Source organism: Chryseobacterium indologenes (genome assembly GCF_001295265.1).
Classification (GTDB): domain Bacteria; phylum Bacteroidota; class Bacteroidia; order Flavobacteriales; family Weeksellaceae; genus Chryseobacterium; species Chryseobacterium indologenes_A.
Genome location: NZ_LJOD01000001.1, coordinates 561,932 through 576,806 on the forward strand (window position 1 = coordinate 561,932; position 14,875 = coordinate 576,806).

Annotated in this window: 14 protein-coding genes; 9 read left to right on the forward strand and 5 right to left on the reverse strand. The window is 39.2% G+C overall.

Annotated features, from left to right (window positions below):
* Nucleotides 1–39: 39 nt before the first annotated feature.
* The 6 genes from AOB46_RS02550 (at nt 40) to AOB46_RS02570 (ending at nt 5,359) form a co-directional block, all read left to right on the forward strand.
* Complete coding sequence (locus AOB46_RS02550; RefSeq protein ID WP_131724305.1) at nt 40–765, forward strand: hypothetical protein; 726 nt, start codon at nt 40–42, stop codon at nt 763–765.
* Nucleotides 766–798: 33 nt separating this feature from the next.
* On the forward strand, nt 799–1,491 hold the full coding sequence (locus tag AOB46_RS02555) for an AIM24 family protein (RefSeq protein WP_062696462.1): 693 nt from the start codon (nt 799–801) through the stop codon (nt 1,489–1,491).
* Nucleotides 1,492–1,551: 60 nt separating this feature from the next.
* Nucleotides 1,552–1,689: a hypothetical protein gene (locus AOB46_RS23280; RefSeq protein WP_157845030.1), complete on the forward strand. Its 138-nt coding sequence runs from the start codon at nt 1,552–1,554 to the stop codon at nt 1,687–1,689.
* Nucleotides 1,690–2,041: 352 nt separating this feature from the next.
* Complete coding sequence (locus tag AOB46_RS02560) at nt 2,042–3,439, forward strand: Gfo/Idh/MocA family protein (RefSeq protein ID WP_062696463.1); 1,398 nt, start codon at nt 2,042–2,044, stop codon at nt 3,437–3,439.
* Nucleotides 3,429–4,337 (forward strand): NDP-sugar synthase, encoded by a 909-nt coding sequence (locus AOB46_RS02565; protein ID WP_062696464.1) that lies wholly within the window; start codon nt 3,429–3,431, stop codon nt 4,335–4,337. Before AOB46_RS02560 ends, AOB46_RS02565 begins: the two co-directional genes overlap by 11 nt.
* Nucleotides 4,328–5,359 (forward strand): phosphotransferase enzyme family protein, encoded by a 1,032-nt coding sequence (locus tag AOB46_RS02570; RefSeq protein ID WP_062696465.1) that lies wholly within the window; start codon nt 4,328–4,330, stop codon nt 5,357–5,359. Before AOB46_RS02565 ends, AOB46_RS02570 begins: the two co-directional genes overlap by 10 nt.
* 210 nt (nt 5,360–5,569) lie before the next feature.
* Here AOB46_RS02570 and AOB46_RS02575 read toward each other — a convergent pair whose 3' ends face one another.
* The 5 genes from AOB46_RS02575 to AOB46_RS02595 all read right to left on the reverse strand — a co-directional run bounded on the left by AOB46_RS02575 (nt 5,570) and on the right by AOB46_RS02595 (nt 11,537).
* On the reverse strand, nt 5,570–6,061 hold the full coding sequence (locus AOB46_RS02575) for a DNA-deoxyinosine glycosylase (protein WP_062696466.1): 492 nt from the start codon (nt 6,059–6,061) through the stop codon (nt 5,570–5,572).
* An 81-nt stretch (nt 6,062–6,142) separates the two neighbouring features.
* Complete coding sequence (locus AOB46_RS02580) at nt 6,143–8,137, reverse strand: S9 family peptidase (protein ID WP_062696467.1); 1,995 nt, start codon at nt 8,135–8,137, stop codon at nt 6,143–6,145.
* A 262-nt stretch (nt 8,138–8,399) separates the two neighbouring features.
* On the reverse strand, nt 8,400–8,744 hold the full coding sequence (locus AOB46_RS02585; protein ID WP_062696468.1) for a phage holin family protein: 345 nt from the start codon (nt 8,742–8,744) through the stop codon (nt 8,400–8,402).
* A gap of 108 nt (nt 8,745–8,852) precedes the next feature.
* On the reverse strand, nt 8,853–9,275 hold the full coding sequence (locus AOB46_RS02590) for a PaaI family thioesterase (RefSeq protein ID WP_062696469.1): 423 nt from the start codon (nt 9,273–9,275) through the stop codon (nt 8,853–8,855).
* 135 nt (nt 9,276–9,410) lie between these two features.
* The gene (locus AOB46_RS02595) at nt 9,411–11,537 is read right to left on the reverse strand and encodes a type IA DNA topoisomerase (protein WP_062696470.1); all 2,127 of its coding nucleotides are present in this window, start codon (nt 11,535–11,537) and stop codon (nt 9,411–9,413) included.
* A 622-nt stretch (nt 11,538–12,159) separates the two neighbouring features.
* Between AOB46_RS02595 and AOB46_RS02600 the strand changes: the two genes are divergently transcribed.
* From AOB46_RS02600 to metI, 3 genes are read left to right on the forward strand one after another with little or no spacing between them, the layout of a single operon-like run.
* Nucleotides 12,160–13,158, forward strand: coding sequence for an EamA family transporter (locus AOB46_RS02600; protein WP_062696471.1), 999 nt, complete (start codon nt 12,160–12,162; stop codon nt 13,156–13,158).
* Between the two features lie 18 nt (nt 13,159–13,176).
* The gene (locus AOB46_RS02605) at nt 13,177–14,205 is read left to right on the forward strand and encodes a methionine ABC transporter ATP-binding protein (protein WP_062696472.1); all 1,029 of its coding nucleotides are present in this window, start codon (nt 13,177–13,179) and stop codon (nt 14,203–14,205) included.
* Complete coding sequence (gene metI / locus AOB46_RS02610; protein WP_062696473.1) at nt 14,198–14,854, forward strand: methionine ABC transporter permease MetI; 657 nt, start codon at nt 14,198–14,200, stop codon at nt 14,852–14,854. The genes AOB46_RS02605 and metI overlap by 8 nt, the downstream gene beginning before the upstream one ends.
* Nucleotides 14,855–14,875 lie beyond the last annotated feature (21 nt).

Sequence of the window (14,875 nt, forward strand, 5' to 3'; positions counted from 1 at the left end):
GATTTTACGGGAAGTTTTAAAACGTAAAAAAGTGTATTTTTGGAAAAATTGAAATTGAGCATGGAATCTGTAAGTAAAATATATTTCCTTGATAATCCATATCCTAACGGACATAAAATTGATACTTTCAGCTGGAGCGGGCGTATTGACGAAAATGGATTTATCTGGTTTGATTTTCATTTAAAAACTGAAAATTATTATGCCAATGACGATGAAAACAGCGAAGAAGAAGAGGAAGAAGACGAAACTTTGTCTGATTGGGACTCCAAAATAGTGTGGGGAAATTACCATGCGTGTACGCTATCGTCAAATTACTGGAGCGAACAAAGAGGGATCAGAATTAACAAACTGGGTGAAAAGCTGGATTTTGATACTATTGTGAAACATGAACTTTTCACCAGCGATCTCCCGTCTGAACAACATTTTGATGATGCTGATCTCGCCTTCAGCATTTATTTGCTGGGACATGACAGCTGTGCGGACCATCGGATCCGGTTTTCAAAAACAGGCAATAATCAATATGATATAACATGGACTGGTAAAATAGCACTGACGTACTCTGGCGATGATGAATTTTCCCATGAGTTCAAAGCAGAGATTTTCAATGCTGAGTTTGAAGGTTTTCATTATCCTAAAACCTGGTCCGTAGAAAAGGCAGCAGAAATGTTCAAAGCTCAGCTTGCCAATTTTGAAGACTATGAATTTGTGGATCTAAATCCCAAAAGTAACAAAAGAGAGTATAAACTCGACAAACTAAAACACTAACAATATAAAGCAGCAAATTAAAAAATTATAATTATGAGCAAGTATTCAATTGAAGCATTTATCAATGAAACCAAAGAGAATCCGCAACAGAGGGATTATTTTGAACTGGAAACCAAGCACCTTCTGGAAATCAACCTGAATAATCAGGCGGTATGGACGAAGAGAGGAAGTATGGTAAGCTACGTGGGCAACATTAATTTTGAAAGACAGGGAATGCTGTCCGGAGGAATCGGAAATCTTTTAAAGAAAGCAATCAGCGGAGAAGGTACAAAGCTGATGAAAGCTGAAGGAACAGGAAAACTATATGTGGCAGACTCCGGTAAAAAAGTCCGTATCCTTTATCTGAACAATGAATCGGTGTGTGTAAACGGAAACGACGTTCTGGCCCACGAGCAAAGTGTGAAAAGTGATATCACCATGCTTAAAAGTGTTGCAGGAATGATGGCTGGCGGACTTTTCCAGGTAAAACTTTCCGGAACCGGACATATTGCAATAACCACCCACGGAGATCCTTTAACATTATTGGTAACTCCTGATACCCCGGTGTTCACAGACCCTAATGCTACAGTAGCATGGTCCGGAAACCTGAACCCTGAAATGAAAACCAACGTTTCATTCAAAAGCCTTATCGGAAGAGGAAGCGGCGAGGAATTCCAGATGAAGTTCTCAGGGCATGGATGGGTGTTGATCCAGCCTTATGAAGAAGTATATTATATGGAAAAATAATACCATCAGATACTTACCTTTGAAGTAAGTAATTCTAATGTTCATTTAAACTACGGCCCTATGAAATATATTCTGACAGGATTTATGTTGATAATGTTCAATACCATTCATCCACAAATACAGAAAATCGGAAAAACGATTGCCTCTCCTGTAAAAGAAGACTGTTTCAACGGTTCTGTTTCTTTGGACCAAAAATGACAAGCTGAATTACTTACTTACAAAGGTTTATCTAACAGGCATTATCAGATTCCATTCTATCACTAACCTTTTGAAAGGTTCTACAGAATCAGCTCCTTACTCTTCTGAAAATGTAATTGCAGCTTATTATGGACCATCGTTTATTAAGGCTGCTTGTTTATTTTTTACTATTGATTCAGATATAGGTTATCCATTTCAAGACTTTTCGTCTGTAATATAGCTCTCCCGTCAACCAACATCCGGCAACGGTCAACCAGTACCGCTATTCTGCTATTATTCTCCGGTCTTTGAACCAGTATCCCCCACTCCATCGTTGTTTACAAAAGTTTTAATATATTTAGAAAAAAAATAGATGGATAATCATACTTCCCGCAGAAACTTCATTAAAACAGCTGCTCTGGCAGGTTTTGGTGCTCTGGTTCTTCCCAATTCTTTATTTGCCTATTCCAATGATTTTAAAACAGATAAAAAAGTGCGTGTCGGATTTATTGGTGTAGGACTTCGCGGACAGGAACATTTAAAACTGCTGGCAAAACGTAATGATGTAGAGATTGTAGCGTTTGCAGATCCGGACAAAAGAATGCTTGCTGCTTCTCAAAAGATATTAAAAGACAACAGCAAATCGGCGGCTCAGGAGTTTTCCAATGGTGAATATGATTATCGGAATCTCTTGAAATTAAAAACAATAGATGCTGTTTTGATTGCCACTCCATGGGAATGGCATCTCTCTCAGGGTGTAGAAGCAATGCGTGCTAAAAAGATTGTAGGCATGGAGGTTTCAGGAGCTATAAAACTTCAGGACTGCTGGGAGTTTGTAAAAGTATATGAGGAAACAAAAGTCCCTATTTTCATGATGGAAAACGTCTGCTACCGGAGAGATGTTATGGCCATTCTGAATATGGTCCGTAAGGGAATGTTCGGAGAGCTGGTTCATGGAAGAGGCGGTTATCAGCATGATTTAAGAGGTGTCCTTTTCAATGACGGGGTTACCCCTTACCATTCCGGAGTGGAATTTGGAGATAAAGGCTTCAGTGAGGCTAAATGGAGAACGGAACATTATGTAAAACGTAACGGAGAATTATATCCTACCCACGGATTAGGACCTGTTGCCATGATGATGGATATCAACCGGGGAAACCGCCTGACGAGGTTGTCTTCATTCTCTTCAAAGTCTGTAGGATTACATAAATACATCGTAGAACACGCTAAGGGAGGACAAAACCACCCGAATGCCAAGGTAAAATTCAACCAGGGAGATATTGTAACTACTCAGATTGCATGTGCTAATGGAGAAACGATCCTTTTAACCCATGATACCAGCTTACAGAGGCCTTATGATTTAGGCTTCAGAATACAGGGAACTGAAGGATTGTGGCAGGATTTCGGTTGGGGAGATTTTAATCAGGGACATATTTATTTTGAAAAAACAATGAGCCACAGCCATCGTTGGGAGAATACGGAAAAATGGATGAAGGAGTATGACCACCCGATGTGGAAGAAGTTCGAAAGCAGTGCTGCCGGAGCAGGACACGGTGGAATGGATTTCTTCGTTATGAATACTTTTATTGAATGTATTAAACGGAATATAGAGTTCCCGATGGATGTTTATGATCTTGCGTTATGGTATTCTATCACTCCATTAAGTGAAGAATCTATTGCCAAAGGAGGGCAGATGGTAGATATTCCTGATTTCACCAACGGAAAGTGGAAAACCCGTAAACCTGTATTTGGAATGACTGATGAGTTCTAAAAAAGCATTACTTATACTGGCCGGCGGATTAGGAAGCCGTTATAAAGGATTGAAACAGGTGGACGGAATACTTGATAACGGTTCTCCGATTTTGGAGTACTCTATCTACGATGCACTGGAAGCCGGCTTTCGGAAAATAGTCATCATTGTCAATAAATTTATTCCTCAAAGCTATATTGACAGGCTTAATCACATTTCTGAAATCAAAAGCTTTGAGCTGCACTGGATCTGTCAGGAAATCAACAGTATTCCGTTACAGGGTTTTGATTATCCTGCACGTGAAAAACCATGGGGCACAGCCCATGCCGTTCTCTGTGCCAAATACACAATACAGGAGCCTTTTGTTATGATCAATGCGGATGATTTTTATGGAAAGGAAGCTTATAAGCTGGCTGCTGATGAAATAGACCATCATCATATTTCTGAATTGCAGTTTGGAATGATTGCTTATCCTGTAAGCACAACATTAAGCGGTCATGGGACTGTAGCAAGAGGAATATGCACATTGGATCCCCAACATTACCTGATCAGCGTGGAAGAACAAACTTCCATCCAAAAACTTAATGGCACCATCATTTATAACGAGAGCGGAGAGAATAGACAACTATCCCCCGATACCCTTGTATCTATGAACTTCTTCATTTTTAATCCCCATATTTTCTGTTTTCTGGAGGCTTACTTTTATGATTTCATAGAATCTGAGCCGGGGCCAGGCCAGGAATTTTATATCCCTTCCGCCGTCCAGAGAATGATGGATGAAAAGGATATAAAAGTTCTGGTAAAAACGTCTCCTTCACAATGGATGGGAGTTACATATGCCGATGACAAAAAGAATATTAAGGATTTCCTGCTATCGGAGATTCAAAATAACAGATACCCTGAAGATTTATGGAAATAAATGATATTGCTACCCAATTTACAGGAACGAAAAATTATACTCTTTCTCCCATCAGTGACGGCCTGATCAATACCACCTATCTTTTGGAAAATTCAGACCGGCAGAAAAAATTTATCCTGCAAAAGATCAACCATCATGTTTTCAGACAGCCTGAGCTCATTATTAATAACCATTTAGCAGTTAACCAGCTTCTGGAAAATGGAAATTATCCGTTACAGCTTATCATCCCCATTCCTTCTTTAACAGGAAAATTTATTGTAAAAGATCAGGAAGGCGGCTCATGGAGAATGACCGCTTTTATAGAAGACACCACAACTTTTTTCAGAATACCTGATTCCGAAACGGCATATGCATCAGCAAAAGCAATAGGCTGTTTTCTCAACACCATCAATACCGGAAATATTCCGGAGATCCAAACTCCGCTTCCTGATTTTGTCAACTTTGAAAAAAGAATTTCAGATTACAGGACTGCTTTGGATAAAGCTGAAAACCTTTTGATAACGACCGCTTCTGCCGAAATTGAAGCAACCAACAAGCTTATTACGCTTCCCCGGCAATGGATTGATATGGAACGCAACGGCTCTCTTCCCAAAAGAATTATTCACGGTGATCCGAATGTAAGAAATATTCTCTTCAGGGGTTCCAAGCCTTTAGCCATTATTGATCTGGACACGGTCATGATCTCTACTTTACTGTATGATTTCGGAGATATAGCCAGATCATATACCAATACCACGGTTGAAGATGACGGAACAGCCACAGAAAATTTCAATGCAGAAATATATGAAGCTGTAAAAGAAGGCTTTCTATGTGATCTAAGGGAAAAGATGGTTCCGGAAGAAGTTAATAATCTGGATTATGCAGCACAGGTTGTTATTTATATTCAGGCTGTACGCTTCCTGACCGATTACCTGAATGGAAGCACTTATTATTCCATACAATATCCTGAACATAATCTGGACAGGGCAAGAAATCAGCTGGAACTGTTGAAAGGATTGAGAAAGTACTTAGTTGGTAGTTGATTCCTGTTTTTTGTTGTCATCGGGAATGATTGGTAATTTGCAAAATTCATTTATAGAGGCAGACTCTCGTCCGCCAAAATAATAAAAGACCCTCCGTTGGCTTTAGCCAAAACTTATACAAGCCAATCTGTAAATAAAAATTGTGGATTGGAGACTGATATTTAGCGACAGATCCACGAATAAAATCTGCGGAATTTACGAGGTAAAAACCTATTGCAGAAAATCCAGGATTTTTTTCCATTCTTCTAATTTTTTCTCGAAAGATATTGTGTGAAGCGGGCTGGTAGAGGGCAGTAAAAAGATTGGCAGTCTGTAGGTTTTCCCTAACAGCTTCTGTAGGTTTTTGTAGGATTTTCCACCGTTACAGAAAATAGCTTTAACGTTGGGATGCTCTTCCAGAAGTTCAGCAATCTGATTGGCTTCTTCATTTCTGATCTCAGAATCCAGGCTTCCTTTTCTTTCACAGGAATCTATGACATCCCAAAGAGCGATGTGGTATTTCTTCAGGACTTCAGTTCTTTTTGTATAGTTTTCGGTAGCCTCTTCATTCAGCAGCTCAAAGATAATTTTCCAGAATTTGTTTTGCGGATGGGCGTAATATTGTTGCTTTTCCAGAGATTTTACACCGGGAATTGAACCTAAAATTAAAATTTCAGATTGGTGATCGATAAGGGGTGGGAATGAGGAAATACGGTTTTGCATATTCAAATATATCAATTTTGACTAAAGCCATTGAATTTTCTAATATAAAAAAGCGGGCTAAAGCCCGCTTCCATTGATGTATTATAATGTTTCTTTTAACCAGTCGAAGAATTCCCTCTGCCACACCAATCCGTTTTGCGGATGAAGCACCCAGTGATTTTCGTTCGGGAAGTAAACCAGCTTAGATTTTAATCCTTTTAATTTCGCAGCCTGGAAAGCCTCTTGTCCCTGTTCGTAAGGTACACGGAAATCAATTCCTCCCTGAACAATCATAATAGGCTTGTTCCATTTATCAACAAAGTTGCTTGGGTTGAATTCTGTGTATGCTTTCGGCAGTGGCTTTTCCCATGGGGAACCGATATCCCAGTTGGCGAACCAAAGCTCTTCCGTTGTCAGATACCAGGATTTCATATCAAATAGCCCATCATGTGCGATAAATGTTTTGAATCTGTTTTCATGGATTCCGGCAAGCATGAATACACTGTATCCTCCGTAGCTTGCTCCAACTGCTGCTACCCTGTTTCCATCTACGTAGGGTAATGTTTTTGCATAGTCTGTTGCTGCCAGATAGTCTCTCATTGGCTGCCCGCCCCAGTCTCTTGATATATCTTCATTCCATTTTGTACCCCATCCCGGCATTCCTCTTCTGTTAGGAGCTACTACAATATAGCCATTGGCAGTCATTAAAGCAAAGTTCCATCTTACACTGAAATATTGGGTCAGTGCAGATTGCGGGCCTCCCTGGCAATATACAAGTGTGGGGTATTTTTTATTTGGGTCGAAGTTGGGTGGATAATGAAACCAAACACCCATTTCTTTGCCATCGGAAGTTTTTACCATTTTAAGTTCAGATTTTCCCTGAGCCAGTTTAGCATAAGTTTCTTTATTGGCCTCAGTAACCTGCTTCATTTCCCCGTTTTTAAGGTTAACAGAGAACAATTCTGTAGCGTGGTTTACGTCTGTTCTTCCTACTAAAAGTGAAGTTTTATTATCGGTAAAAATTTCATTAACATCGAAATCCCCTTTGGTAATCTGCTGTACTTTTGCTGATTTTGAATCTAATGAGAAAAGTTGTTTTGTTCCTCTGTATGCGGCTGTAAAATAGATTGTTTTTGAATCTGCCCCCCAAAGAACATCTCCGGAAACACTTTCATCCCAGGCTGCGGTAAGATTCGTTGTTTTGCCTGTCTTCCAATCCATGATTTTTACATCATTTTTATCCGCTTCGTACCCGTCTCTGGCCATGCTCTGCCAGATTAACGATTTACCATCCGGGCTGAATTTAGGGTTTACATCATATCCTTTATTAGATTCTGTAAGGTTCTTTGTTGTCCCTGAAGCCATATCATAGGCAAAGATATCCGTATTGGTGCTTGTTGCGTATTCTTTACCACTTTTAGGTTTTGTAACGTATAAAAGCTGTGCAGAATCCGGGCTCCAGATAAAATCTTCAGCGCCACCGAAAGGTCTCTGGGGAGAGTCCCAGGTCTTTCCTTCCAACAGGTCTTTTGCGGAATCTACTTTATCAGAGGTATTGACAACAAATACGTGATTGTATTTTCCTTCATTGAAGTAATCCCAATGTCTGTGGTTCAGATCAGTGTATACCTGAGCAGTAGTTTTGGGAGTATCAGCATATTTGTCTTTCCCCATTAGTTTTTCCACCAGAACCTGCTTACTGAAAGCAATTCTCTTCCCGTCCGGAGAAATAACAATATTGTCAGCTTCCCCGATGGTATAAAATTCACTCCATGTCTTCCCAGCATCCTTTGAAAGGTAAATTTTATCTCCTTCCTGGGCATAGATCCCATTTTTATCCCATTGAATCAAAGATTTTTTACCGAAATCTATTTTGGAAGACTGATGATTAAGAACATTCAGGAAATAGTTCTCACTTTTTGTTTTTTCTGTTTTCAGATCTACCTGCCCTACTTTATAAATGAGGGAAGCCTGATCCGGTGAAACTGCCTGTACTCCTACTTTTTTCAAAGTCCAAAGAATTTCAGGCGTCATTACTTGTTGTGCATTCATTAAGAGCGGAGCTGCCAGAGCCAGCAGACTGTACTTAAGTTTCATATGTTGATATTCATTTTTAACGGACGTGTATTCATTTTACTTCATACATTCCTATTATTAAATTCAAAGATTGCCAAAGTTAGTACTTAAAATAAAGATTAACGAAATAATTAACATTAAAATTAGGATGAAAGATGAAAGAAGGAAGCCGGAAGTTACTTTCGGTTATAGATATTAAAGAATGATTGAGTTCTCTTACCGTTTCCAACAAAAAAGTCCGCCGGCACTATACCAACGGACTTTATACCTTTATTTGAATCAATTAATCTCCATCTGAGAACATTGAATTAGCCAGAGAGGTGACAATTGACAGGAGTATACTAAAGATGAATGCCCACCAGAAGCCATCTACCACCATACTATTTATAAAGTAATCCGCAATAAGGATAATGGCAGCATTAATAACCAATGCAAAGAATCCTAACGTAATAATGGTCAGTGGAAGTCCGAATAAGCTTAAAATAGGCTTAACAAATATATTCAGGACTCCCAATACAATAGCAAAAATAATGGCTGAAGAAAATCCTTCAAAATGTACTCCCGGTAAAATTTTCGTTAAAAGATAGGCAACTATTGCCGTTACGAACAATCGGATAATTAAGTTCATATCGTTAATTTTTAATGTTTATGGGGGATATGGAGCAAAAGCTATTCCATTTCGGTTAAAAAAATTCTGTAAACCCTTTTATTCAGGGAATTTTTTATGATCAGGTGATTATTTTATTTTCATCATCGTAACCAGTGAAGTGGCCACATGACTTTCTGAATCACCACTTTCATTCTGAACATAAATTTCGGTTCTCACGACAATAATCTTTCCCCCTCCCTTGATGACATAAGATTTTGAAACAAGTGCATCTCCGATAGCCGGACGCAGGTAATTCACCTTCAGCTCTACCGTAACTACATAACAGTCTTCCGGATAATGGCTTACCGAAGCATATCCCGAGGAAACATCCACCAGTGAAGCAATCATAGCGCCGTTGAACATTCCTGCTTTCCGGGTCATCATGTCCATTTTAGGAATTTTAATGGATACGAAATCAGTTTCCACCTCCAGCAGTTCGGCTTTATAGAATTTTAAAGTTTCTGAACGGCTGAAGCTGTCTGTGATGAGTTTCTTTTTCTCTGGTGTCATTATTTTTTAATTTGATGTAAATTTAAAGATAAATCAATTGTGAAAATATAATCTGAAATTACAGGAATAAAAGCCAGAGTTTTCATACCTGCGGCCCGGGTGCTGCAGATTGAACAGACGTATTAATAAAACAGGTTAGTTAAGCTGTACCTGAAAATCATTGGTTAGGGCCAAAGCACCTTCTGATAAGCCCTCCGGATGCGTACTGAAACCTTTAAGCTTTGAAGTTTTTCCTTTTACAACCAGATCCATTAATTGTTTATCTGAAAGCTTCTTTCCAAAAATTTCAAAACCAATTTTAAAGCCGCAATTTTTGAAATCGGAACAACCGACTGCTGCTTTCCCTTTCATCAGGGTATGGTCTTTACATTTCGGGCATTTTGTTTCCTCCCAGGACTGAAGTTCTTTTTTCTGCGCAGGTTCTCTTTTTTTCTTTTCCTTTATTTCTTCTTTCTCTTCTTCCTGCAGGGTAATCACTTTTCCTGTTCCGTAGACTACTTTTTCGGTAAGCTCGGTTACCATCTGGATCAGTTCTTCTTTGAAAAGGTTGGCTTCATATTCACCTTTCTCAATTTTACGAAGTTTTGACTCCCATTCTCCGGTCAGTTCCGGGCTCTTTAAAAGCTCGTCTTCGATGGTATCGATCAGCTGGATTCCGGTTTGAGTAGCAATCAGGTTTTTCCTTTTCTTTTCGATATATTTTCTTTTGAAAAGGGTTTCAATAATATTGGCCCGGGTAGACGGTCTCCCGATTCCGTTATTCTTTAACAATTCCCGAAGTTCTTCATCTTCTACCTGTTTTCCGGCCGTTTCCATTGCTCTCAGGAGGGTTGCTTCCGTATAAGGTTTTGGAGGGGAAGTTTTTCCCTGATGGATCATGGGATCGTGAGGACCTGTTTCACCCACAATAAATTCAGGGATCGTCTGCTCTTCCTCCTTTTCTTTTTCTTTATCTGCAGCCTCTTCTTTAGGCTCTTTTGAATAAACGGCTCTCCATCCCGGCTCCAGAATCTGTCTTCCGCTGGTTTTAAATGGGATGGTTCCTACTTTTCCTTCTACTAATGTATTTGAGATTTTACATTCAGGGTAGAAAACGGCAATAAAACGCTTGGCAATGAGATCATAGATTAGTTTTTCTTCCCTGCTCAGGTTTTGTGAGGGTGGAATTTCGGTTGGAATAATCGCATGGTGATCCGTTACTTTTGTATCATCAAAAACAGCCTTTGATTTGGGAATAGGTGCTTCCAGCAATGGGGCAATCAGCTCCTGATAAGGGTACATTTTCTGAAGAATACCTTCTATTTTCGGATATAAACTTTCGGATAGATACGTGGTATCAACACGCGGATAGGTTACGTGCTTTTTTTCATAAAGACTCTGAACATAATTCAGTGTATTTTCTGCGGAATAGCCGTATTTTTTGTTGGCTTCCACCTGAAGGGCGGTCAGGTCAAAAAGTCTGGGGTTCTTTTCTTTTCCTTCTTTAATTTCAAAGGAGACGATTTCAAAGGGATTGACTTTAAGGTACTCCAACCCTTTTTCGGCACGCTCCAAAGTTTTTAAACGGTCAATAGCAGCATTGAAAATAACATCTCGGTATTTCGTTTTAAGCTCCCAGTATTCTTCTGTGGTAAAGGCATCAATTTCTTTCTGGCGCTGTACGAGCATGGCTAATGTTGGAGTCTGCACTCTTCCGATGGAAAGAACGGCTTTATTTCCTCCAAATTTTTTAGTGAAAAGCCTTGTCGCATTAATTCCCAGTAACCAGTCTCCGATGGCTCTGGCATTTCCGGCGAGATAAAGGTTTTTATACTCTTCAGCAGGCTTCAGGTTTGCAAAACCTTCTTTAATGGCTTCTTCCGTTAATGAAGATATCCATAAACGCTGAATAGGTTTGTTACATTTTGCCTTCTGCAATACCCATCGTTGGATGAGTTCTCCCTCCTGCCCGGCATCCCCGCAGTTAATGACCTCATCACATTCCTCCACTAGTTTTTCAATTACTTTAAACTGATTTTCAACGCCTTTATTCGGAATCAGCTTTATGCCAAAACTGTTGGGAATAATCGGCAGCAGAAATAAATTCCAGGATTTATACTGAGGACCGTAATCGTGAGGTTCTTTCAGGGTACAAAGATGTCCGAACGTCCATGTCACGCAATAGCCGTTCCCTTCCATATAGCCTTGTTTAGGCGTAGTAGCCCCTAATACTTTGGCAATATCTCTGGCAACACTGGGTTTTTCGGCAATACATAATTTCATGAAATCGGGTTTATTGAAAGAGTGCAAAAATCGGTATTTTTTTTGACTTTAGCTAATTTTGTTGAGCCTTGCCAACCCATACTTCATGACTGAAAGGCCTGGAAACTTCTTTTGGTTACAGGTGAGAAAAGTTTAAAAAACACGATTAAAAAAGAATTACGCAAAGTCTCATTTAACTAATTCTCATAAATTACAGTTTATTTTATATTTTTCACAACCTGAATTATTGACAAAAAAGCTGAAAAACTGAACAAAATAAAATCTAAAGGGCAATTATTCTTTGTATATCCAGAGAAAAACAAAAAAACATAAATAACTAATAAACAATCAATTAAATAATTAACAGTAAATTAATATTCAAAAAGTCTACTTTTTTAGTGGACTAATAAAATTTATATTATATATTTGCAAACGTATTCAGGAAATAAAACAAAATGAAGGCAGAATTAAAAAATAATTCAACAAAGAAACATAACATCAAAAAAATGATGATGTGGATCTGTATGCCTATACATCAGAAATACTGCGGATGACCTTACTTTTATATGACATATTTTTTAAAGGCTCTGCAATACTGTAGAGCCTTTTTCATTGAAAAACGAACAACATTAAAAAATAAAAAATGAACAATTCTAAAAACAAATGGCTGGTTCCATTGGCTTTTACAAACATCTATGTAATATGGGGAATTACGTTTTTAGCTATTTCATTTGGCCTGAAAGGGTTTCCCCCCTTCATACTTTCCGGATTGAGGTTTCTGGTAGCAGGAATTCTGATGATCGGGTATCTGCTCTCTAAAGGAGAAAAGGCCAATTCTCTCGTCAACTGGAAAAGAAATGCCATTACCGGGATCCTTATTCTTACCGGAGGAACAGGGCTTGTAGCATGGGGAGAACAATATGTAACAGCTTCAGAGGCGGCCATATCTATCGCTACCGGACCATTCTGGTTCATTGCTATTGACAGAAAAAACTGGAAATATTATTTCTCAGATAAGTTTATCCCAATAGGTCTGGTTATTGGTTTCGTCGGATTGGTACTATTCCTGAAAGGAAGTGCACATCCGAATACTGCGCATGCGGCGGTTAACGGCAGTCTTCGTATCACAGCATTTGTTGTATTAGGTTTAAGCTCTGTAGCCTGGGTATTGGGTTCTTTATATTCTAAAAAAAATCCGGCAACCCAATCAACCTTTATGAATATTGCCCAACAGCTTATCATAGCCGGATCAGCCTCTTTTCTTATTGCTTTTTTAAGAAAAGAATGGAGCGGTTTTTCCGTTTCAGCGGTTCCGTTATCGGCTTGGGTGGGAGTTTTGTTTTTGATTTTCTTTGGATCGATAGTCGCTTATTTGTCGTACATTTGGCTCTTGTCCGTGAAGCCCGCTGCCCTGGTAAGCACCCACACCTATATTAATCCGATTGTTACAGTGATTGCAGGCTGGATTGTTGCTCATCAAAGCATTAACGGAGGTCAGCTGTACGGTTTATCCGTTATATTGCTGGGAGTACTTCTTACAAATGTTACCAAGTACTTCAAACTTTCGAAGCGGTCAAAGGTTAAAATCAGACGGGTAAGGAGATTTTTTAACAGAACAAATAAACGGTATCTGCCTGTTTAAAATAGTAAAAGCATCAGAATGATAGAAATTAAGAATATATCAAAAACTTTTCACCAGAAAAAACAGTCCTTCAAAGCACTGGATCAGGTGAGCCTCAGTATAGAGAAAGGTGATATTGTAGGGATCATAGGATTTTCCGGGGCAGGAAAAAGCACCCTGATCCGTACGGTCAATCTTCTGGAAAGGCCGGATGAAGGCCAGATCATTATTAATGGTAAAGATTTCACCCGGCTAAGCTCAAAACAACTGGCCGAAGAGCGTAAAAAAATAGGAATGATCTTCCAGCATTTCAATCTGCTTTCTTCGAGAACTGTTTTTGATAATATTGCACTTCCTTTGGAACTGGATCATCTCAGCAAAGATCAGATCAGCCAAAAGGTACATGAACTATTAAAAATTGTGGGTCTGGAAGATAAAGCCCGGGATTATCCCAGAAGCCTTTCCGGAGGCCAGAAGCAAAGAGTAGCTATCGCACGGGCGCTAGCCAATGATCCCCATCTCCTGCTCTGTGATGAAGCAACAAGCGCTCTTGATCCGGTCACTACACAATCTATTTTACAGCTGTTAAGAGATATCAACCAAAGATTAGGAATTACCATCCTTCTGATTACGCATGAGATGGAGGTCATTAAAGCAGTCTGTAATCATGTTGCTGTTATCGATCACGGAAAATTATTAGCTAAAGGAACTTTAAGTGAGATTATTTCGGATAAAGAAAATCCGGTGATCCGGCAATTTATAAATTCAGATGTCATGACCCTGCCACAGGAACTCAATAAAAGACTACAGAAAGAGCCCCGGGAAGGCTTATTTCCTCTGGTTGAAATAGAACTTAACGAAAATATCGGTGTTGAAGAACTTCTTTCAACCTTATATTCCCAATATAAAATCCCTTACAAACTTTTGAAAGCTGATGTTGAATATCTTGGCAATTCCAATTTTGGAAAACTGCTGCTGCATCTTCAGGGAGGAACGGAAGAAAACCAACAGGTCATCTATTATTTCAATCAGAATAAAATTCAAAATACAGTAAAAGGATATGCTTAGTGATACAGTAATTGCTCTTTTAGCAAAAGGAACCTGGGAAACGGTTTATATGACTTTTGTATCCGGATTTTTCGGATTTGTTTTAGGTCTTCCGGTTGGGATTATGCTTTTTTTAACCAGAAAAGGACAATTGCTGGAAAATACGCTCTATCACAGAGTGCTTTCTGTTGTGGTGAATATTTTCCGTGCTATTCCTTTCATCATTTTAATTGTATGGATGATTCCTTTTACAAGAATTTTGGCCGGAACTTCTATTGGTGTCAATGCAGCTTTGGTTCCCCTGAGTATTGGAGCCGCTCCGTTTATTGCAAGACTCGTGGAAAACAGCCTTCTTGAAGTTCCTCATGGCTTAATAGAAACAGCCCGGGCGTTGGGAGCATCACCATTCCAGATTATCAGAAAAGTTTTGCTTCCGGAGGCACTTCCTTCCCTCATCAATAATGCGACAATCACATTGATTACTCTGGTTGGATATTCTGCTATGGGAGGAGCAGTAGGTGCAGGCGGATTAGGGCAGGTTGGCTATCAGTACGGATACATCGGATATGATATTGTTATTATGAATACTGTGCTTATACTGCTGGTATTACTGGTATTTATCATACAGTTTCTGGGTGACAGACTATCAAAGAAATTTGACCACAGATAACGAAATGAAGTTGTTTAGAGA